The 19931-nt window shown below is 69.5% G+C and carries 18 protein-coding genes and 1 pseudogene; 3 read left to right on the top strand and 16 right to left on the bottom strand.

All coding sequences use genetic code 11. The annotated features are described in order from the left end of the window. The 12 genes and pseudogenes from nuoL to WJ438_RS17565 all read right to left on the bottom strand — a co-directional run bounded on the left by nuoL (window position 1) and on the right by WJ438_RS17565 (window position 12985). Window positions 1–1965 (bottom strand): NADH-quinone oxidoreductase subunit L, encoded by a 1965-nt coding sequence (gene nuoL / locus WJ438_RS17510; protein WP_406726085.1) that lies wholly within the window; start codon window positions 1963–1965, stop codon window positions 1–3. A gap of 14 nt (window positions 1966–1979) precedes the next feature. Further along, the gene (gene nuoK, locus WJ438_RS17515; RefSeq protein ID WP_003974374.1) at window positions 1980–2279 is read right to left on the bottom strand and encodes an NADH-quinone oxidoreductase subunit NuoK; all 300 of its coding nucleotides are present in this window, start codon (window positions 2277–2279) and stop codon (window positions 1980–1982) included. Beyond that, window positions 2276–3136 carry an NADH-quinone oxidoreductase subunit J gene (locus WJ438_RS17520; RefSeq protein WP_406726086.1) on the bottom strand — a complete coding sequence of 287 codons (861 nt, stop codon included), beginning with the start codon at window positions 3134–3136 and terminating at the stop codon, window positions 2276–2278. Before WJ438_RS17520 ends, nuoK begins: the two co-directional genes overlap by 4 nt. Next, on the bottom strand, window positions 3133–3783 hold the full coding sequence (gene nuoI / locus WJ438_RS17525; protein WP_406726087.1) for an NADH-quinone oxidoreductase subunit NuoI: 651 nt from the start codon (window positions 3781–3783) through the stop codon (window positions 3133–3135). Before nuoI ends, WJ438_RS17520 begins: the two co-directional genes overlap by 4 nt. Then, window positions 3776–5140, bottom strand: a complete 1365-nt coding sequence (nuoH, locus tag WJ438_RS17530; protein WP_406726088.1) for an NADH-quinone oxidoreductase subunit NuoH — start codon at window positions 5138–5140, stop codon at window positions 3776–3778. The genes nuoI and nuoH overlap by 8 nt, the downstream gene beginning before the upstream one ends. Continuing rightward, the gene (locus WJ438_RS17535) at window positions 5137–7668 is read right to left on the bottom strand and encodes an NADH-quinone oxidoreductase subunit G (protein WP_406726089.1); all 2532 of its coding nucleotides are present in this window, start codon (window positions 7666–7668) and stop codon (window positions 5137–5139) included. Before WJ438_RS17535 ends, nuoH begins: the two co-directional genes overlap by 4 nt. Next, a complete protein-coding gene (nuoF, locus tag WJ438_RS17540; protein ID WP_406726090.1) occupies window positions 7665–9011 on the bottom strand; it encodes an NADH-quinone oxidoreductase subunit NuoF in 1347 nt (448 codons plus the stop codon). The genes WJ438_RS17535 and nuoF overlap by 4 nt, the downstream gene beginning before the upstream one ends. Continuing rightward, window positions 9011–9921, bottom strand: a pseudogene (gene nuoE, locus WJ438_RS17545) (NADH-quinone oxidoreductase subunit NuoE). Before nuoE ends, nuoF begins: the two are co-directional and overlap by 1 nt. Further along, window positions 9918–11312 (bottom strand): NADH-quinone oxidoreductase subunit D, encoded by a 1395-nt coding sequence (locus WJ438_RS17550; protein WP_406726091.1) that lies wholly within the window; start codon window positions 11310–11312, stop codon window positions 9918–9920. The pseudogene nuoE and the gene WJ438_RS17550 overlap by 4 nt, the downstream one beginning before the upstream one ends. Beyond that, window positions 11309–12061 (bottom strand): NADH-quinone oxidoreductase subunit C, encoded by a 753-nt coding sequence (locus tag WJ438_RS17555; RefSeq protein ID WP_406726092.1) that lies wholly within the window; start codon window positions 12059–12061, stop codon window positions 11309–11311. The genes WJ438_RS17550 and WJ438_RS17555 overlap by 4 nt, the downstream gene beginning before the upstream one ends. Beyond that, window positions 12058–12612 (bottom strand): NuoB/complex I 20 kDa subunit family protein, encoded by a 555-nt coding sequence (locus WJ438_RS17560; protein WP_406726093.1) that lies wholly within the window; start codon window positions 12610–12612, stop codon window positions 12058–12060. The genes WJ438_RS17555 and WJ438_RS17560 overlap by 4 nt, the downstream gene beginning before the upstream one ends. A gap of 13 nt (window positions 12613–12625) precedes the next feature. Further along, window positions 12626–12985 carry an NADH-quinone oxidoreductase subunit A gene (locus tag WJ438_RS17565; protein WP_055570452.1) on the bottom strand — a complete coding sequence of 120 codons (360 nt, stop codon included), beginning with the start codon at window positions 12983–12985 and terminating at the stop codon, window positions 12626–12628. A 793-nt stretch (window positions 12986–13778) separates the two neighbouring features. Here WJ438_RS17565 and WJ438_RS17570 point away from each other — a divergent pair. Continuing rightward, window positions 13779–14633 (top strand): C40 family peptidase, encoded by an 855-nt coding sequence (locus WJ438_RS17570; RefSeq protein WP_406726094.1) that lies wholly within the window; start codon window positions 13779–13781, stop codon window positions 14631–14633. A gap of 319 nt (window positions 14634–14952) precedes the next feature. Here WJ438_RS17570 and WJ438_RS17575 read toward each other — a convergent pair whose 3' ends face one another. Then, window positions 14953–16236, bottom strand: a complete 1284-nt coding sequence (locus WJ438_RS17575) for a geranylgeranyl reductase family protein (protein ID WP_406726095.1) — start codon at window positions 16234–16236, stop codon at window positions 14953–14955. A 70-nt stretch (window positions 16237–16306) separates the two neighbouring features. On the opposite strand from WJ438_RS17575, the gene WJ438_RS17580 reads away from it, so the two are divergent. Next, a complete protein-coding gene (locus WJ438_RS17580) occupies window positions 16307–16831 on the top strand; it encodes a GNAT family N-acetyltransferase (RefSeq protein WP_406726096.1) in 525 nt (174 codons plus the stop codon). Window positions 16832–17002: 171 nt separating this feature from the next. Continuing rightward, complete coding sequence (locus WJ438_RS17585) at window positions 17003–17326, top strand: PASTA domain-containing protein (protein WP_406726097.1); 324 nt, start codon at window positions 17003–17005, stop codon at window positions 17324–17326. On the opposite strand, the gene WJ438_RS17590 is transcribed toward WJ438_RS17585, so the two are convergent. The 3 genes from WJ438_RS17590 to mqnC all read right to left on the bottom strand — a co-directional run bounded on the left by WJ438_RS17590 (window position 17313) and on the right by mqnC (window position 19930). Then, window positions 17313–18008: a demethylmenaquinone methyltransferase gene (locus WJ438_RS17590; protein WP_406726098.1), complete on the bottom strand. Its 696-nt coding sequence runs from the start codon at window positions 18006–18008 to the stop codon at window positions 17313–17315. The genes WJ438_RS17585 and WJ438_RS17590 overlap by 14 nt on opposite strands. A 61-nt stretch (window positions 18009–18069) precedes the next feature. Beyond that, window positions 18070–18723: an imidazolonepropionase-like domain-containing protein gene (locus tag WJ438_RS17595; RefSeq protein ID WP_406726099.1), complete on the bottom strand. Its 654-nt coding sequence runs from the start codon at window positions 18721–18723 to the stop codon at window positions 18070–18072. 7 nt (window positions 18724–18730) lie between these two features. Continuing rightward, the gene (gene mqnC, locus WJ438_RS17600; protein WP_406726100.1) at window positions 18731–19930 is read right to left on the bottom strand and encodes a cyclic dehypoxanthinyl futalosine synthase; all 1200 of its coding nucleotides are present in this window, start codon (window positions 19928–19930) and stop codon (window positions 18731–18733) included. Window position 19931 lies beyond the last annotated feature (1 nt).

Here is a 19931-nt window from a genome sequence, read left to right on the forward strand (position 1 = left end):
TCAGACCGCCCTCATCAGCAGGGTCGCGGCGACCAGGACTGCCGCGCCGCCGAACATCGAGACCGCATACGACCGCGCGAAGCCGTTCTGCAGCTTGCGCATCCGTCCGGACAGACCGCCGAACGAGGCCGCCGTCCCGTTGACGACCCCGTCGACCAGGGTGTGGTCGACGTACACCAGGGAGCGCGTGAGGTGCTCGCCACCGCGCACCAGGACCACGTGGTTGAAGTCGTCCTGGAGCAGGTCGCGCCGGGCGGCCCGGGTGAGCAGCGACCCGCGCGGGGCGACGGCCGGAACCGGGCGGCGCCCATACTGGCCCCAGGCGATCGCCACGCCGATGACCATCACGGCCACCGTGGACAGCGTGACCGTCAGGGGGCTGATCGGCGCGTGACCGTGGTCGTACCCGGTGATGGGCTCCAGCCAGTGCAGGAACCGGTCGCCGATGCCGAAGACCGCGCCGGCGAACACGGAACCGAAGGCGAGCACGATCATCGGGATGGTCATGCTCTTCGGCGACTCGTGCGGGTGCGGCGGGGTGTACTCGCCGAGGGTCTCGGCGGCGGGCTCCACGTCGGGTGCGGCCGGGGACGGCGTCGGGGCGTTGCGCCAGCGCTCCTCGCCGAAGAACGTCATCAGCATCACACGCGTCATGTAGTACGCGGTGATGGCGGCGCCCAGCAGGGCCGCGCCGCCGAGGATCCAGCCCTCGGTGCCGCCCTTGGCGAAGGCCGCCTCGATGATCTTGTCCTTGGAGAAGAAGCCGGACAGGCCAGGGAAGCCGATGATGGCGAGGTAGCCGAGGCCGAAGGTGAGGAACGTGACCGGCATGTACTTGCGCAGTCCGCCGTAGCGGCGCATGTCGACCTCGTCGTTCATGCCGTGCATGACCGAGCCGGCGCCGAGGAACAGGCCGGCCTTGAAGAAGCCGTGCGTCACCAGGTGCATGATCGCGAAGACGTAGCCGATGGGGCCGAGGCCCGCCGCGAGCACCATGTAGCCGATCTGCGACATCGTCGAACCGGCCAGCGCCTTCTTGATGTCGTCCTTCGCGCAACCGACGATCGCACCGAACAGCAGCGTGACCGCGCCGACGATGGTGACGACCAGCTGCGCGTCGGGGGCACCGTTGAAGAGGGCACCGGAGCGGACGATCAGGTACACGCCCGCCGTGACCATGGTCGCGGCGTGGATCAGGGCCGAGACCGGGGTCGGGCCCTCCATCGCGTCCCCGAGCCAGGACTGCAGCGGCACCTGGGCGGACTTGCCGCAGGCCGCGAGCAGCAGCATGAGGGCGATCACGGTGAGCTTGCCCTCACCGGCGGCGCCCGCGAGCCCGGCCTCCTCGTGGTTGCCGAGCACCGGCCCGAAGGCGAAGGTGCCGAACCACAGGAACATCAGCATGATCCCGATCGACAGACCCATGTCGCCGACACGGTTGACCAGGAATGCCTTCTTCGCCGCGGTCGCGGCGCTGGGCTTGTGCTGCCAGAAGCCGATCAGCAGGTAGGAGGCGAGACCGACGCCCTCCCAGCCCAGGTACAGCAGCAGGTAGTTGTCGGCGAGCACGAGGATCAGCATCGCCGCGAGGAACAGGTTCAGGTAGCCGAAGAAGCGCCGACGCCGTTCGTCGTGCTCCATGTACCCGATCGAGTACAGGTGAATGAGCGAGCCGACGCCGGTGATCAGCAGGACGAACGTCATCGACAGCTGGTCGAGCTGGAAGGCGACGTCTGCCTGGAAGCCCTCCACCGGGATCCAGCTGAACACATGCTGTGTCAAGGTGCGGTCGTCGGCGGCGCTGCCCAGCATGTCGGCGAAGAGGACGACGCCGATCACGAAGGACGCGGCGGCGAGCAGCGTGCCGATCCAGTGACCGACGGCGTCCAGCCGACGGCCGCCGCACAGCAGGACCACCGCTCCGAGCAGGGGCGCCGCCACCAGCAGCGCAATCAGATTCTCCACGATTCAGCGACCCCTCACAGCTTCATCAGGCTGGCGTCGTCGACCGAGGCCGAGTGGCGGGAACGGAACAGGGACACGATGATCGCCAGCCCGACCACGACCTCCGCCGCGGCAACGACCATCGTGAAGAAGGCGATGATCTGGCCGTCGAGGTTGCCGTGCATACGGGAGAAGGCGACGAACGCGAGGTTGCAGGCGTTGAGCATGAGCTCGATACACATGAAGACGACGATCGCGTTGCGCCGGATGAGCACACCGGTGGCGCCGATCGTGAACAGCAGGGCAGCGAGGTACAGGTAGTTGACCGGGTTCACTTCGATGCCTCCTCGGCCCGCTCGTACGCCGACTTGAACGCCGGCTCGATCGCCGTGCGCTCAAGCCGCTCCTCCGCGCGCCGCTCCAGCGCCCGCAGGTCGTTGAGCGCCTCCTGCGACACGTCCCGGATCTGACCGCGGTCGCGCAGCGTCTTGCTGACGGTGAGGTCGGACGGTGTGCCGTCGGGCAGCAGTCCCGCGATGTCCACCGCGTTGTGCCGGGCGTACACACCCGGGGCCGGCAGCGGCGGAAGGTGCTTGCCCTCGCGGACGCGCTGTTCGGCCAGCTCCCGCTGGGTGCGGGCACGCTCGGTGCGCTCGCGGTGGGTGAGCACCATGGCGCCGACGACGGCCGTGATGAGCAGGGCGCCGGTGATCTCGAAGGCGAACACGTACCTGGTGAAGAGGATGGCCGCGAGGCCCTCCACGTTGCCGTTCGCGTTCGCCCGGCCGATGCCGTTGAACTCCTGGAGCGAGGCGTTGCCGATTCCTCCGACCAGCAGGATGCCGAAGCCGAGCCCGCACAGCAGGGCCAGCCAGCGCTGGCCCTTGATGGTCTCCTTCAGGGAGTCCGCCGCGGTGACGCCGACCAGCATCACCACGAACAGGAACAGCATCATGATCGCGCCGGTGTAGACGATGATCTGGACGATGCCCAGGAAGTAGGCGCCGTTGGCGAGGTAGAACACCGCCAGGATGATCATGGTTCCGGCCAGGCAGAGCGCGCTGTGCACGGCCCGCCGCATCAGAATGGTGCACAGGGCGCCGATCACGGCGATCGTGCCGAGGGTCCAGAACTGGACGGCCTCTCCGGTGGAGGTGGAGTAGGCGGCGAGGTACTCGGTGTACGCAGTCATCCCCGGATCACCTTCTCCGACGCCGGTTCGTCCTCGCCGAAGGTCGAGGTCGCCTCCTGCACGACCTCCCCCTTGGAGTGGGCGACCTGCTGCTCCGTGCCGGGCGCCGCCTCGGTCACCAGGCCCCGGTAGTAGTCCTGTTCGTCGGTGCCCGGGTACATGGCGTGCGGGCTGTCCACCATGCCCTCCTCCAGACCGGCGAGCAGCTGCTCCTTGGTGTAGATGAGGTTGGCGCGGCTGGAGTCGGCCAGCTCGAACTCGTTGGTCATCGTCAACGCGCGCGTGGGGCACGCCTCGATGCACAGGCCGCACAGGATGCAGCGGGCGTAGTTGATCTGGTAGACGCGGCCGTACCGCTCGCCGGGCGAGTAGCGCTCCTCGTCGGTGTTGTCCGCGCCCTCGACGTAGATCGCGTCGGCGGGGCAGGCCCAGGCGCACAGTTCACAGCCGACGCACTTCTCCAGGCCGTCCGGATGGCGGTTGAGCTGGTGCCGGCCGTGGAAGCGCGGGGCCGTGGTCTTCTGCTGCTCGGGGTACTGCTCGGTCAGCCGCTTTTTGAACATGGCCTTGAAGGTCACGCCGAAGCCGGCCACCGGGTTCAGGAAACCAGGATTCGTCTGCCCGGCCTCCTTGGGTTCCTCAGCCATCGGACGCCTCCTTTCCATCCAGAGATCCGTCACTCTGAGTATCGGGCCCACCACTGACAACGAGCTCCCGCTCCTGGCGTGAGGGGCGTCGCGGCACCGGCGGAAGCTCCTGTCCGGGCAGCGGCGGTACGGGGAATCCACCCGCCATCGGATCGAAGGCGGCCGGGGTCTCGCCGGGTCGCTCGGCCTCCTTGCCCTTCGCCCGGAACATGTCGGCGACGAAGGACAGCACCAGCAGGGCGAGGACGGCTGCGGCGATGTAGAGGGCGATGTCGGTGAAGCCGTAGTTCTCGTTCCGCAGGGCCCGCACCGTGGCGACGAGCATCAGCCACACCAGGGAGACCGGGATCAGGACCTTCCAGCCGAGCTTCATCAGCTGGTCGTAGCGGACCCGCGGGAGCGTGCCGCGCAGCCAGACGAACATGAACAGCAGCAGCTGGACCTTGACGATGAACCAGAGCATCGGCCACCAGCCGTGGTTCGCGCCCTCCCAGAAGGTGCTGATCGGCCACGGAGCGCGCCAGCCGCCCAGGAAGAGGGTGGTGGCGACGGCCGAGACGGTCACCATGTTGATGTACTCGGCGAGCATGAACATCGCGAACTTGATCGACGAGTACTCGGTGTTGAAGCCGCCGACCAGGTCGCCCTCGGACTCCGGCATGTCGAAGGGGGCGCGGTTGACCTCGCCGACCATCGTGACGATGTAGATGAGGAAGGAGACCGGCAGCAGCAGGATGTACCAGCGGTCGGCCTGCTGCTCGACGATCGCCGATGTCGACATCGACCCCGAGTAGAGGAACACGGAGGCGAACGCGGCGCCCATGGCGATCTCGTAGGAGATCATCTGCGCACAGGAGCGCAGACCGCCCAGCAGCGGGTAGGTGGACCCGGAGCTCCAGCCCGCCAGGACGATGCCGTAGATGCCGATCGAGGCGACCGCGAGGATGTAGAGCAGCGCGATCGGCAGGTCGGTGAGCTGCATCGTGGTCCGCTGGCCGAAGATCGAGATCTCGTTGCCGGACGGCCCGAAGGGGATCACCGCGATCGCCATGAAGGCCGGAACGGCCGCGACGATCGGCGCGAGGACGTACACCGCCTTGTCCGCGCGTTTGACGACGACGTCTTCCTTGAGCATCAGCTTCACGCCGTCGGCGAGCGACTGGAGCATGCCCCAGGGGCCGTTCCGGTTGGGGCCGATGCGCCGCTGCATCCAGGCGACGATCTTGCGTTCCATCACGATGGCGATCAGCACCGTCACCATGAGGAAGGCGAAGCAGAACACCGCCTTGACGGCGACCAGCCACCAGGGGTCGCGGCCGAACATCGAGAGGTCTTCAGCGGCGAAGTACAGGCTCATGCCTCCACCTCCTTGGGGGCTTCGCCGGCGAGTGCCGCCGGGCCGATACGGACGAGGGAGCCGGGCAGCGCCCCGGTGTCGGAGGCGACACCGCCGCCCACGGAGTTCAGCGGGAGCCACACCACGCGGTCGGGCATCTCGGTGACGCTCAGGGGAAGTTCGACCGTTCCGGCGATGCCGGTCACCGCGATCGGGTCGCCGTCCTTGACGCCGACCTCGGCGGCCGTGGCGGCCGACACGCGCGCGTACGCGGCGTGCCGGGTGCCGGCGAGCGCCTCGTCGCCCTGCTGCAGAAGGCCCTGGTCCAGCAGCAGCCGGTGTCCGGCCAGCACCGCCTCCCCGGCGGCCGGCCGGGGCAGCGCGCCCGCGGTCTGCAGCGGTTCGGTGGCCCACGGGCCGTCCCAGGAGCCGAGCCGCTCGAGCTCCGCGCGTACCGTGCGCAGGTCCGGCAGGCCCAGGTGCACGTCCATGGCGTCGGCCAGCATCTGCAGCACGCGCGCGTCGGTCGGCGGGAGAGGGCGGGTCATCTGGTCGGGCTTGAGCGCCAACTCGAAGGGCCGCACCCGGCCTTCCCAGTTGAGGAAGGCGCCGGCCTTCTCGACGACGGCGGCGACCGGCAGCACCACGTCGGCGCGTTCGGTGACCTCGCTGGGCCGCAGCTCCAGTGAGACCACGAACCCGGCCTCGACGAGTGCCGCACGCGCGCGTGCGGGGTCGGGCAGGTCGGCGATCTCCACGCCCGCGACCAGCAGCGCCTGCAGCTCGCCGGTCGCCGCGGCCTCGACGATCTCGCCGGTGTCCCGGCCGTAGCGGTGCGGGAGAGCGGCGACGCCCCAGACGGCGGCGACCTCCGCACGCGCGCGGGGGTCGGTCGCCGGGCGCCCGCCCGGCAGCAGCGACGGCAGCGCGCCCGCCTCGACGGCGCCCCGCTCCCCGGCCCGGCGCGGGATCCACACCAGCCGGGCGCCGGTCGCGGTGGCGATCCGTACGGCGGCGGTCAGGCCGCCCTCGACGGCGGCGAGCCGCTCACCGACGACGATCACCGCGCCCTCGGTCCGCAGCGCTTCGGCCGCCCTGGCCCCGTCGCCCTCCAGGCCGACGCCGCTCGCGAGCGCGTCCAGCCATTCGGTCTCGGTGCCGGGAGCCGCCGGCAGCAGCGTGCCGCCGGCCTTCTCCAGGCCGCGTGTGGCGTACGTGGCCAGGGCGAAGGTCCGCTGCCCGTGGGTGCGCCACGCCTTGCGCAGCCGCAGGAAGACGCCGGGCGCCTCCTCCTCCGACTCGAACCCGACCAGCAGGACGGCGGGTGCCTTCTCCAGTGACGTGTACGTGACGCCCGCGTCCGCCCCGGAGTCCGCCCGGGAGGCGCCCGCGAGGTCATGTCCGCGACCCGCGACGCGCGCGGCGAGGAAGTCGGCCTCTTCCGCGCTGTGCACGCGCGCGCGGAAGTCGATGTCGTTCGTGTCGAGCGCCACGCGCGTGAACTTGCTGTACGCGTAGGCGTCCTCGACGGTGAGCCTGCCGCCGGTCAGGACGCCGGTGCTGCCCCGGGAGGCCAGCAGTCCCTGGGCCGCGATCTGCAGCGCCTCGGGCCAGGAGGCAGGCTCCAGCTCACCCTCGGCATTGCGCACGAGCGGGGTCCGCAGCCGGTCCCGCTGCTGCGCGTACCGGAACCCGAAGCGCCCCTTGTCGCACACCCACTCCTCGTTGACCTCGGGGTCGTCGGCGGCGAGCCGCCTCATGACCTTGCCGCGCCGGTGGTCGGTGCGGGTGGCGCAGCCGCCGGAGCAGTGCTCGCACACCGACGGCGAGGAGACCAGGTCGAAGGGGCGGGAGCGGAACCGGTAGGCCGCCGAGGTGAGCGCGCCGACCGGGCAGATCTGGATGGTGTTGCCGGAGAAGTACGACTCGAAGGGATCGCCCTCGCCGGTGCCGATCTGCTGGAGCGCGCCCCGCTCGACCATCTCGATCATCGGGTCGCCGGCGATTTGGTTGGAGAACCGGGTGCAGCGGGCACACAGCACACACCGCTCACGGTCGAGCAGCACCTGTGTGGAGAGGGGGACGGGCTTCTCGTAGGTCCGCTTCTTTCCGTCGAAGCGGGACTCGGGGTTGCCGTGCGACATCGCCTGGTTCTGCAGCGGGCACTCGCCGCCCTTGTCGCAGACCGGGCAGTCCAGCGGGTGGTTGATGAGCAGCAGTTCCATCACCCCGTGCTGGGCCTTCTCCGCGACGGGCGAGGTGAGGTGGGTCTTCACCACCATCCCGTCGGTGCAGGTGATGGTGCAGGAGGCCATGGGCTTGCGCTGGCCCTCGACCTCGACGATGCACTGGCGGCAGGCGCCGGCCGGGTCGAGGAGTGGGTGGTCGCAGAACCGGGGGATCTCGATGCCGAGCTGTTCGGCGGCCCGGATGACCAGGGTGCCCTTGGGCACGCTGATCTCGACGCCGTCGATCGTCAGCGTCACGAGGTCCTCGGGCGGGACCGCCGCCTCTCCCCCACCGGAGGGAGAGCTGGTGGTCACAGTCATGCGTGCACCTCCGTACGGTCGGCCCAGGCCGTCGACTTGGCCGGGTCGAACGGGCAGCCACGGCCCGTGATGTGCTGCTCGTACTCCTCACGGAAGTACTTCAGCGAGGAGAAGATCGGCGAGGCGGCGCCGTCGCCGAGGGCGCAGAAAGCCTTGCCGTTGATGTTGTCGGCGATGTCGTTCAGCTTGTCGAGGTCGGACATCCGGCCCTTGCCGGCCTCGATGTCGCGCATCAGCTGCACGAGCCAGTACGTCCCTTCGCGGCACGGCGTGCACTTGCCGCAGGACTCATGGGCGTAGAACTCGGTCCAGCGGGTGACGGCCCGTACGACACAGGTCGTCTCGTCGAAGCACTGGAGCGCCTTCGTGCCGAGCATGGAACCGGCGGCGCCCACCCCTTCGTAGTCCAGGGGGACGTCGAGGTGCTCCTCGGTGAGCAACGGCGTCGAGGAGCCGCCCGGCGTCCAGAACTTCAGGCGGTGCCCCGGCCGCATGCCGCCGCTCATGTCGAGCAGCTGGCGCAGCGTGATGCCCATCGGCGCCTCGTACTGGCCGGGGCGTGCGACGTGGCCGCTGAGGGAGTAGAGGGTGAAGCCGGGTGACTTCTCGCTCCCCATCGAGCGGAACCATTCCTTGCCCCGGTTCATGAGGGCGGGAACCGAGGCGATCGACTCGACGTTGTTCACCACAGTCGGGCACGCGTAGAGGCCCGCGACGGCAGGGAAGGGGGGACGGAGCCGCGGTTGACCACGGCGGCCTTCGAGCGAGTCGAGCAGTGCGGTCTCCTCACCGCAGATGTACGCGCCGGCGCCCGCGTGCACGGTGAGTTCGAGGTCGAGTCCACTGCCCAGGATGTTCTCGCCGAGCAGGCCCGCCGCGTAGGCCTCGCGCACGGCCTCGTGCAACCGCCGCAACACGGGGACGACTTCACCGCGCAGGTAAATGAAGGCATGGGACGACCTGATGGCGTAACAGGCGATGACAATGCCCTCGATGAGGCTGTGCGGGTTCGCGAAGAGGAGCGGAATGTCCTTGCACGTTCCGGGCTCCGACTCGTCGGCGTTGACAACTAGATAGTGTGGTTTTCCGTCTCCCTGGGGAATGAACTGCCATTTCATTCCCGTCGGGAAGCCGGCGCCGCCGCGCCCGCGCAGACCGGACTCCTTGACGTACGCGATGACGTCGTCTGGTGACATGGCGAGTGCCTTGCGAAGCCCCTCGTATCCCTCGTGCCTCTTGTAGACGTCCAGGGTCCAGGACTCGTCCTCGTCCCAGAAGGCCGACAGCACGGGTGCGAGCAGCTTCTCCGGGCCGATGTCCTTGAGTTCGGGTGCCAAGGTCATCACTCCCCCTCCTCGGCGACGGGTCCGGCCGAACCGGAGGGGCGGGGCGGAGCCTCTCCGTCACGGGTGGTGGTGGGCGACGGGTGGGCCGGATCGGAGGCCGATGTGTCCTGCGGCGCGTCGTGCGAGCTGAGGTGCTCCACCGGCGACGGGTCGTGCGGCGGGGTGTCCGTGGGCGCCTCGCCGCGCGGGTGCACCACGCGCGCGGGGCGGCCTCCCCCTTGGCCAGCTTCAGGCCGGCCAGGGAAGCGGGTCCCGCGCTTCCCGTGGCCTCGACGGCCCCCTCCCGCTCGTCGGGGAAACCGGCCAGGATCCGGGCGGTCTCCTTGAACGTGCACAGCGGCGCCCCGCGCGTGGGCGAGACCGGGCGGCCGGCCCGCAGGTCGTCGACCAGGCGCTTGGCGCTCTGCGGGTCCTGGTTGTCGAAGAACTCCCAGTTGACCATCACGACGGGTGCGAAGTCGCAGGCCGCGTTGCACTCGATGTGTTCGAGGGTGACCTTGCCGTCGTCGGTGGTCTCGCCGTTGCCGAGGCCGAGGTGCTCCTGGAGCTCCTCGAAGATGGCGTCGCCGCCCATGACGGCGCACAGGGTGTTGGTGCACACCCCGACCTGGTAGTCACCGCTCGGCCGGCGCCGGTACATGCTGTAGAAGGTGGCGACGGCGGTGACCTCGGCCGTGGTCAGGCCGAGCATGTCCGCGCAGAACTGCATTCCGGTGCGCGTGACATGGCCCTCCTCCGACTGCATGAGGTGCAGCAGCGGCAGGAGAGCGGACCGGGAGTCCGGGTAGCGGGCGATGACCTCGCGCGCGTCGGTCTCCAGCCGGGCCCGGACGTCGTCCGGGTAGGCGGGCGCGGGCAGTTGGGGCATGCCCAGACTGACGCCCCGCTCCGAAGATGAGGTGGTCACCGGTCGACGCCTCCCATCACGGGGTCGAGGGATGCCACGGCGACGATGACGTCGGCGACCTGGCCGCCCTCGCACATCGCCGCCATGGACTGCAGGTTGGTGAAGGACGGGTCGCGGAAGTGGACCCGGTAGGGACGGGTGCCGCCGTCGGAGACGACATGCACCCCGAGCTCGCCCTTGGGCGACTCGACCGCCGTGTACGTCTGTCCCGGCGGCACGCGGAAACCCTCGGTGACCAGCTTGAAGTGGTGGATCAGGGCCTCCATGGAGGTGCCCATGATCTGCTTGATGTGGTCGAGGGAGTTGCCCAGTCCGTCCGGACCCATGGCGAGCTGGGCGGGCCAGGCGATCTTCTTGTCGGCGACCATGACCGGTCCGGGCTGGAGCCGGTCCAGGCACTGCTCGACGATGTGCAGCGACTGCCGCATCTCCTCCAGCCGGATCAGGAAGCGGCCGTAGGAGTCGCAGGTGTCCGCGGTGGGGATCTCGAAGTCGTACGTCTCGTACCCGCAGTACGGCTGCGCCTTGCGCAGGTCGTGCGGCAGGCCGGTGGAGCGCAGGACAGGGCCGGTGGCCCCGAGGGCCATGCAGCCGGCCAGGTCCAGGTAGCCGACGTCCTGCATGCGGGCCTTGAAGATCGGGTTCCCGGTGGCGAGCGCGTCGTACTCCGGGAGGTTCTTCCGCAGCGTCTTCACGAGCTCGCGGATCTGGTCCACCGCGCCGGGCGGCAGGTCCTGGGCGAGCCCGCCGGGGCGGATGTACGCGTGGTTCATCCTGAGGCCCGTGACGAGCTCGAAGGCGTCGAGAATGAGTTCACGATCACGGAATCCGTAGATCATGATGGTGGTGGCGCCGAGTTCCATGCCTCCGGTTGCGATGCACACCAGGTGGGAGGAGAGTCGGTTCAGCTCCATCAGGAGCACGCGGATGATCGAGGCGCGGTCGGGGATCTGGTCCTCGATGCCGAGGAGCTTCTCGACGCCGAGGCAGTACGCCGCCTCGTTGAAGAACGGCGTCAGGTAGTCCATGCGCGTCACGAACGTGGTGCCCTGGGTCCAGGTCCGGTACTCGAGGTTCTTCTCGATGCCGGTGTGGAGGTAGCCGATGCCGCAGCGGGCCTCGGAGACGGTCTCGCCGTCGATCTCCAGGATCAGCCTGAGCACGCCGTGCGTGGACGGGTGCTGCGGGCCCATGTTGACGATGATGCGCTCGTCGTCACTGCGGCCCGCCGTCTGGACGACCTCGTCCCAGTCGCCGCCGGTGACGGTGTAGACGGTGCCTTCCGTGGTCTCGCGCGCCGAGGCGGCGGACGCCGCGGATGCCGTCGAAGAGGTGGTCCCGGAGGGGCTCGATGAGGGGTGGTGGCCGGGCGACGGGTTGGGAGTGCTCATGAGTACGACCTCCGCTGGTCCGGAGCCGGGATCTGGGCGCCCTTGTACTCGACGGGGATGCCGCCGAGGGGGTAGTCCTTGCGCTGCGGGTGGCCCTGCCAGTCGTCCGGCATCAGGATCCGCGTCAGGGCCGGGTGACCATCGAAGACGATGCCGAAGAAGTCGTACGTCTCGCGCTCGTGCCAGTCGTTCGTCGGATAGACGGAGACCAGCGACGGGATGCGCGGGTCGTTGTCGGGGGCGCTGACTTCCAGGCGGATCAACCGGTTGTGGGTGATCGAACGCAGGTGGTACACGGCGTGCAGTTCGCGGCCCTTGTCGTTCGGGTAGTGGGTGCCGCTGACGCCGGTGCACAGTTCGAAACGCAGCGCGGGGTCGTCCCGCAGGGTCGTCGCGACCCGGACCAGGTGTTCCCGCTCGATGTGGAAGGTGAGTTCGTCGCGGTCGACGACCGTCTTCTCGATTGCGTTCTGGGGAAGCAGGCCCTGCTCCTCCAGCGCGCCCTCCAGTTCGTCGGCGACCTCGTCGAACCAGCCGCCGTAGGGGCGGTTCGACGGTCCCGGGAGCCGGACCGAGCGGACCAGACCGCCGTAACCGGAGGTGTCGCCGCCGTTGTTGGCGCCGAACATGCCGCGCTGGACGCGGATCTCCTCACCGCCCTCGCCGCGTTGCCCGGGGAGGTTTTCCGCGGAGAGGTCCTTCTCGGGGTTCACGCCACCGTCACCCGCGGTGTTCTTCGCGTCACTCATCGCAGCAGCCCCTTCATCTCGATGGTGGGCAGCGCCTTGAGCGCCGCCTCCTCCGCCTCACGGGCCGCTTCCTCGGCGTTCACACCGAGCTTGGAGCTCTGGACCTTCTGATGGAGCTTGAGGATGGCGTCGATCAGCATCTCGGGCCGGGGCGGGCAGCCGGGGAGATAGATGTCGACCGGGACGACGTGGTCGACGCCCTGGACGATCGCGTAGTTGTTGAACATGCCGCCCGAGGAGGCGCAGACCCCCATGGAGATCACCCACTTGGGGTTCGGCATCTGGTCGTAGACCTGCCGCAGCACCGGCGCCATCTTCTGGCTGACCCGGCCGGCCACGATCATCAGGTCCGCCTGCCGCGGCGAGCCGCGGAAGACCTCCATGCCGAAACGCGCCAGGTCGTAGCGGCCGGCACCGGTGGTCATCATCTCGATGGCACAGCAGGCGAGTCCGAACGTGGCGGGGAACATGGATGACTTGCGCACCCAGCCCGCGGCCTGCTCGACGGTGGTCAGCAGGAATCCGCTCGGCAGCTTTTCTTCGAGTCCCATGGTCAAAGGCCCTTCAGTCCCATTCCAGGCCGCCCCGCCGCCATACGTACGCGTATGCGACGAAGACGGTGAGCACGAAGAGCAGCATCTCCACGAGCCCGAAAATCCCCAGCGCGTCGAAGCTGACCGCCCAGGGATAGAGGAAGACGATCTCGATGTCGAAGACGATGAAGAGCATCGCCGTCAGGTAGTACTTGATGGGGAAGCGCCCGCCGCCGGCCGGCGTGGGGGTCGGCTCGATACCGCACTCGTAGGCCTCGAGCCTGGCGCGGTTGTACCGCTTCGGACCGATCAGCGTGGCCATGACCACGGAGAAGATCGCAAAGCCTGCCCCGAGGGCTCCCAGTACGAGGATGGGCGCATACGCGTTCACCGCTCCTCGCTCCTCTCAGTCGGCACTGACTGCTGGCGAGTCGGGCTCACTTGCGCCCCACACGTCCCGCGAACCACGCCCGCCCCGGCGAAGATCGAGAACATGTGAAGCGGGTCACAAGCCCAACCGCTCCGCATCCTATGCCCGCAGGTCTGTGATCTGCGACACGGGGTATTGCCAAAGCTTTGTGATCTCCACCACCTGACGAACGATCATGAAGCCGGATGAGCGGTGATCTTCACACGCGAAGCGTCCGCGCGGTCACCAGAAGTGACAATTTGCCACGTCGGTGCAGGTCAGAGGGGTCGCCTCAATATCAAGAAGATTCTTCCGCGTGCAAATTGGCGCTGGACCCGATCTCTTGTTAGAGGACGCGTTCACACATCAGGGGGACGCGAGGCGCGATGTGGACGCGTGCACGCGTTCACGAAGTCCGACGCCGCGATCCGGACGAGACCCGACCGCGATCCGGCCGCGATCCGGACGAGACCCGACCGTGATCTCACCGCAACCGACCACAACCCCGCCGCGGCACACATTCCGGACGCGTCGGGACGGGTGACCGTTCCGTGACCTCCGCCACATCCGTCGAGGCGACACGAGCAGGGGGCTTGGCCAATCGTTTCAAGCGATGGTAGGTGCGGGGCAATCCAGACATAAAGAGGAAAGACCGTGATCACGAGCCCATTACGGCCCGTCCGCAATGTCCGTTACGGCGTCAATAAAGAACGACACGCCCGGGGTTCGGGGCCACCATTGAACAACTGTGGCGCAGCACACGTTTCTTGTAGATATGAAGGAGCCCCTGGTACCGGTTGTTCCCATGTCCCACACCGCTCACATACGCAGCCACCGGAAACCCCGCCGCACCGCGCCGTCCACGATGGCGATGCGGGCCGGAGTCGCCAGTGGTGTTCTCAGCACCCTGGCAGTGGCCGGGGCGTCGGCGGCGAACGCCGCCGAGCCGGTGACGCAGACCCTCGAACTGCCCACCCTGACGGCCGACCTGTCCACTCAGGTCGCCCAGTCCGCACAGGTCACCCAGCAGGCCGCCGCGAACTACCAACTGCAGGCCGAGCGTGACGCCGCCGCGGCCGAGGCCGCCAAGGAGGCGAAGGCCGACCTCGCCGAAGCCAAGAAGAAGGCCGAGGCGAAGAAGAAGGCCGCCGAGGAGGCCCGCGAGGCCGCCGCCGAGCGCGCCACGCGCGACGCGGAGCGCGCCACCCTCACCACCGACTCGGGCGCCACGAGCACGACGGCCACCGCGGCCAACGTCTCCGCGCCGGCCGGCGGCGGCAGCGTCGCGACCGTCGTCTCCTTCCTCAAGGCGCAGGTGGGCGACGCCTACGTCATGGGCGCCACGGGCCCCAACGCCTGGGACTGCTCCAGCCTGGTGCAGGCCGCGTTCCGCCAGGTCGGCGTCGACCTCCCGCGCGTCTCGCAGGACCAGTCGACCGTCGGCACCGACGTCTCGCTGTCCAACCTCCAGGTCGGCGACATCCTGTACTGGGGCGGCAAGGGTTCCGCGTACCACACGGGCGTCTACATCGGTAACGGCCAGTACCTGGACGCCGCCAACCCGTCCAAGGGCGTCGTCATCCAGGATCTCTCCGGCTACCCCGCGTCGGGTGCCGTGCGCGTGCTCTGAGCCACGCCCATACGGACGGATCGGGTCCGCACGGGTTCGGTTCACACGGCTCCCCGTTCGCACGGGCCGAAGGGCCGCTGCCATTCGGTGGCAGCGGCCCTCCCGTTCGCGCGCCCCGCTCACCCCGGCCAAAATGGCCCGCATGCCCGAATCGTCACCCGGTGGTGTGCGTTGACGGGGTGACATCGCATCGACTGAGCGGCGTGTGGCGCCGTGGCGGCCCCTCACAGTGCCTCGAACACGCGCCGACGGCCGAGAGCCCGTCCCTCCGGCCCCGGCCGCCCACGGCGCCCCTCACGGCTCCCGCGCGCGGGACGCGTCACGCCTTCGGCGCCACCTTGCTCAGACCGTTGATGATGCGGTCCATCGCGTCGCCGCCCGTCGGGTCCGTCAGGTTGGCGAGCAGCTTCAGGGTGAACTTCATCAGCATCGGGTGCGTCAGCCCGCGCTGGGCGGCGATCTGCATGATCTTCGGGTTGCCGATGAGCTTCACGAACGCACGGCCGAGCGTGTAGTAGCCGCCGTAGGTGTCCTTCAGGACGCGCGGGTAACGCTGGAGGGCGATCTCCCGCTGGGCCGGCGTCGCCCGGGCGTGCGCCTGGACGATGACTTCGGCGGCGATCTGCGCGGACTCCATGGCGTAGGCGATGCCCTCGCCGTTGAAGGGGTTCACCAGACCGCCCGCGTCACCGACGAGCAACAGCCCGCGCGTGTAGTGCGGCTGGCGGTTGAAGGCCATCGGGAGCGCGGCACCGCGGATCGGGCCGGTCATGTTGTCCGGGGTGTAGCCCCAGTCCTCGGGCATCGAGGCGCACCACGCCTTCAGGACCTCGCGCCAGTCCAGCTCCTTGAAGGAGTCCGAGGTGTTGAGCACACCGAGGCCGACGTTGCTCGTCCCGTCGCCCATGCCGAAGATCCAGCCGTAGCCGGGCAGCAGCCGGTCCTGCGGGCCGCGGCGGTCCCACAGCTCCAGCCAGGACTCCAGGTAGTCGTCGTCGTGGCGGGGCGAGGTGAAGTACGTGCGGACCGCGACACCCATCGGGCGGTCCTCGCGGCGGTGCAGCCCCATCGCCAGGGACAGCCGCGTGGAGTTGCCGTCGGCGGCCACCACCAGCGGGGCGTGGAAGGTGACTTCCCGCTTCTCCTCGCCGAGCTTGGCCTTCACGCCGGTGATGCGGCCGGTGCGGTCGTCGAGGATCGGCGCGCCCACGTTGCAGCGCTCGTACAGCCGCACGCCGGCCTTCTGGGCCTGCCGGGCGAGTTGCTCGTCGAAGTCGTCGCGCTTGCGGACCAGGCCGTAGTCGGGGAACGAGGCGAGCTCCGGCCAGTCGAGCTGGAGGCGGACACCGCCGCCGAGGATGCGCAGGCCCTTGTTGCGCAGCCAGCCCGCCTCCTCGGAGATGTCGATGCCCATCGCGACGAGCTGCTTCGTGGCGCGCGGGGTGAGGCCGTCGCCGCAGACCTTCTCCCGCGGGAACTCGGTCTTCTCCAGCAGGAGCACGTCGAGACCGGACCTGGCCAGGTGGTACGCGGTGGTGGAGCCGGCTGGCCCCGCGCCCACAACGATCACATCGGCGGTGTTGTCGGAGAGGGGCTCGGTCACGGCGGGATCTCCCCAAGTTCGAAATCTGCGTGCCGACGGGCACTGGACACGGGCAGTCTATGCAGCGGAATTGACACCCGACCGAAGGGCCGCCTCCGCGGACCGAGCTCTGCCCGCTGCACGGCTCCGCGTCCCCACCCACGAGGACGCCTTCGCCCGGCACCGGGTCTTCGCCGATCCGGACGTCATGGAGTTCCACGGCGGCGAGGCCGCGGAGCTGCCGGTCCAGGGGGAGCTCACCGCCCGCCAGCGGCGGCACGACGCCGAGCGCGGTTTCCGCCTGTGGACCATGGTCGACGAGACGGACCGCGTCATCGGCTTCACGGGCGCCCAGCCGTGGGAACAGGACTGGGACCCGACGGGCGAGATCGAGAGCGGCCGGCGTCTCGGCCGGGAGCACTGGGGCAGGGGCTACGCGACCGCGGCCGCACGGCAGACGCTGGAGCGGGTGCGCACCACGGGCGTGCCGGACGTGGTCGCCATGGTCGACGCCCGCAACACCCGCTCGACCGCGGTCACCCAGCGGCTCGGCATGCGCCTCACCGAGACCTCCACGACCCGGGTCTCGCGCCGGGAGGGGCACGCTACCGGCTGACCCTCTGAAACCGGAAGCGTGAACCACCATTTCCACTACGCAATGTGACTGATTGTCACAGATGGCCACGTATTGCTTCCTGCCGGCGCGTGGCCGGGTCTACCCTGCCGGTACCGCTGGGGGGTGACGTCCGTGCGTGTGGCACCCAGGACATCGGACAGGACACCGGAAGTGCGCGTGCCGCGCCTGGTCGGCCTGATGGCCGTGGACGCGCGCGAGTCCGCCCGTGCGCACGGCCTGTTCCTCGACGCGCCGGACCGGCCGGCCTTTCACCTCACCGTCGTCGACTACGTCGTACGCCAGTATCCGCAGCCCGGCGTCGAGGTGCCACGGGACTCCCTGGTCCATGTGTGGTTCGACTTCGGTGAGGGGGACGGTGGAGGAGGGGTGCGCGAGCCGCGCGGACCTGTACCGCCCGGCGGCGGTCTCCCGCGCGAACTGGACGAACCGAATGCGCCGATCACCCCTTACGCGGCCCTCCTCAGCCGGCCTTGAAGCCCCGGTGCAGCGCGACCACACCGCCCGTGAGGTTGCGCCACGCCACCTTCGTCCAGCCGGCGCCCTGCAGCCGCGCGGCCAGGGCGGGCTGGTCGGGCCACTCCCGGATGGACTCGGCGAGGTAGACGTACGCGTCGGGGTTCGACGACACCGACCGCGCGACCGGCGGCAGTGCGCGCATCAGGTACTCGGTGTAGACGGTGCGGAACGGCGCCCATGTGGGGTGCGAGAACTCGCAGATGACGATCCGCCCGCCGGGCCGGGTCACCCGGTGCATCTCGCGCAGCGCGGCGTCCGTCTCCTGGACGTTGCGCAGCCCGAAGGAGATGGTGACGACATCGAAGACGTCGTCCTTGAACGGCAGCCGGGTCGCGTCGCCGGCGGTGTAGGGCAGCCAGTTCCGGCGCTGCTTGCCGACCCGGAGCATGCCGAGGGAGAAGTCGCAGGGGACGACGTAGGCACCGGCCTGCGCGAAGGGCTCCGAGGACGTGCCCGTACCGGCCGCCAGGTCCAGGACCTTCTGCGCGGGACGCGCGTCGACCGCCTTCGCCACCTCCTTGCGCCAGATCCGGTCCTGGCCGAGCGACAGCACGTCATTCGTCAGGTCGTACCGTTCCGCCACGTCGTCGAACATCGAGGCGACTTCGTGCGGCTGCTTGTCCAGGGATGCGCGGGTCACGGGCCCATTGTGGCAGTACGGTCCCGGCGGGCCCACGGCACCCACCGCCCCGCCGCGCGATTCAGCGGCGCCGGTACACCAGCCGCCCCGCGACGACGGTCGCCACGCAGGTGACGGCACCGCGCTCGCCCAGCGCGGCCTCGTCGGCGACGTCGAACACGGCGAACGTCGCCGTCGTGCCCTCGCCCGGGAACGGCGTCACCATCGCCTCCGACGGCCGCCGCCCGGCCAGCGGATCGAGGGTCGGCGACCCGTCGGAAGGAGTCCCGGGCGCGGCGCGCGGGAACGTGACGCTCAGCCCGGCCCGGCGCACGGCAGCCACCACAGCGGCCCGCCGCAGCTCCCCGGCCACGGCGACGGTTCCGTGTGCCAGCATCCGCTGCACCCCCCGCCGCGCGCTCGCGCCCCAGCGGGCGTCGGTCATGGGCAGCGCCGCGAGCGCCTTCCCCACGAGCGGTGCGGTGCCCAGTTCATCGGCCTCGCGCGGATCGGGGTGGTAGGCCTGCTCCAGCAGTTCGGGGCCGTGCGGGTTCAGCAGCCCCGGGGTGAGCAGCCCCGGCCAGCGCCGGATCCGTGCGGTGGGATGCGCGGCCGCCAGTTGTTCGTAGGGGCCGACGGCAGCGACCGTCAGCCCGTCGACGAGCACCGCTCCGTGCGGCACGGACGGCCGCCGATCCCCCGGGACCAGCAGCTCGGCGACGTGGAGTGTCGGCACGTGGGCCCTAGTGGGAGGCGAGGAGCTTCAGCTCCGGGTGGGCCGTGCCGCCCTCGATCGCCGTGGAGGAGATGTGGGAGGCCACGCGGTCGTCGACGGGGTCGTTCGCCGGGTCGTCGTGCACGACGAGGTGCTCGTACGTGGTCGACCGCTGGGCGGGCACCCGACCGGCCCGGCGGATGAGGTCGATGATCTCCAGGCGGTTGGAGCGGTGCTTGGCACCGGCGGAGGAGACCACGTTCTCCTCCAGCATGATCGAGCCGAGGTCGTCCGCCCCGTAGTGCATCGAGAGCTGGCCGATCTCCTTGCCCGTGGTCAGCCAGGAGCCCTGGATGTGGGCGACGTTGTCGAAGAACAGCCGGGCGATGGCGATCATCCGCAGGTACTCGAAGATCGTGGCCTGGGTGCGGCCCTTCAGGTGGTTGTTCTCGGGCTGGTAGGTGTACGGGATGAAGGCGCGGAAGCCGCCCGTGCGGTCCTGCACGTCCCGGATCATGCGCAGGTGCTCGATGCGCTCGGCGTTGGTCTCGCCGGTGCCCATCAGCATGGTGGACGTCGACTCGACGCCCAGCCCGTGCGCGATCTCCATGATCTCCAGCCAGCGCTCACCGGACTCCTTCAGCGGGGCGATGGCCTTGCGCGGCCGCGCGGGCAGCAGTTCGGCGCCGGCGCCGGCGAAGGAGTCGAGCCCGGCCGCGTGGATGCGCGTGATGGCCTCCTCGACGGACACCTTCGAGATCCGGGCCATGTGCTCGACCTCGCTCGCCCCCAGGCTGTGGATGACGAGCTGCGGGAACTCCTTTTTGATGGCCGCGAAGTGCTTCTCGTAGTACTCGACGCCGTAGTCCGGGTGGTGGCCGCCCTGGAACATGATCTGCGTGCCGCCGAGCTCGACGGTCTCGGCGCAGCGCCGCAGGATGTCGTCGAGGTCGCGGGTCCAGCCCTTGGCGGTGTCCTTGGGCGCGGCGTAGAAGGCGCAGAACCTGCACGCCGTGACGCACACGTTCGTGTAGTTGATGTTGCGCTCGATGATGTACGTCGCGATGTGCTCGGTCCCGGCGTACCGGCGGCGGCGTACGGCGTCGGCGGCGGCGCCCAGCGCGTGCAGCGGGGCGTCGCGGTAGAGGTCGAGCGCCTCTTCCGGGGTGATCCGCCCGCCTGCGGCAGCACGGTCGAGGATGGGCTGAAGGTCGGCCTTCTCGGTCACC

The organism is Streptomyces sp. GD-15H (assembly GCF_045291515.1).
GTDB lineage: Bacteria > Actinomycetota > Actinomycetes > Streptomycetales > Streptomycetaceae > Streptomyces.

Coding starts and splice junctions, on each gene's coding strand:
- nuoI (WP_406726087.1), bottom strand. CDS start 3,783: ATGGCTGAGGAACCCAAGGAGGCCGGGCAGACGAATCCTGGTTTCCTG.
- WJ438_RS17520 (WP_406726086.1), bottom strand. CDS start 3,136: ATGACTGCGTACACCGAGTACCTCGCCGCCTACTCCACCTCCACCGGA.
- nuoH (WP_406726088.1), bottom strand. CDS start 5,140: ATGAGCCTGTACTTCGCCGCTGAAGACCTCTCGATGTTCGGCCGCGAC.
- WJ438_RS17560 (WP_406726093.1), bottom strand. CDS start 12,612: ATGGGACTCGAAGAAAAGCTGCCGAGCGGATTCCTGCTGACCACCGTC.
- WJ438_RS17570 (WP_406726094.1), top strand. CDS start 13,779: ATGAAGGAGCCCCTGGTACCGGTTGTTCCCATGTCCCACACCGCTCAC.
- WJ438_RS17555 (WP_406726092.1), bottom strand. CDS start 12,061: ATGAGTGACGCGAAGAACACCGCGGGTGACGGTGGCGTGAACCCCGAG.
- WJ438_RS17550 (WP_406726091.1), bottom strand. CDS start 11,312: ATGAGCACTCCCAACCCGTCGCCCGGCCACCACCCCTCATCGAGCCCC.
- WJ438_RS17535 (WP_406726089.1), bottom strand. CDS start 7,668: ATGACTGTGACCACCAGCTCTCCCTCCGGTGGGGGAGAGGCGGCGGTC.
- nuoF (WP_406726090.1), bottom strand. CDS start 9,011: ATGACCTTGGCACCCGAACTCAAGGACATCGGCCCGGAGAAGCTGCTC.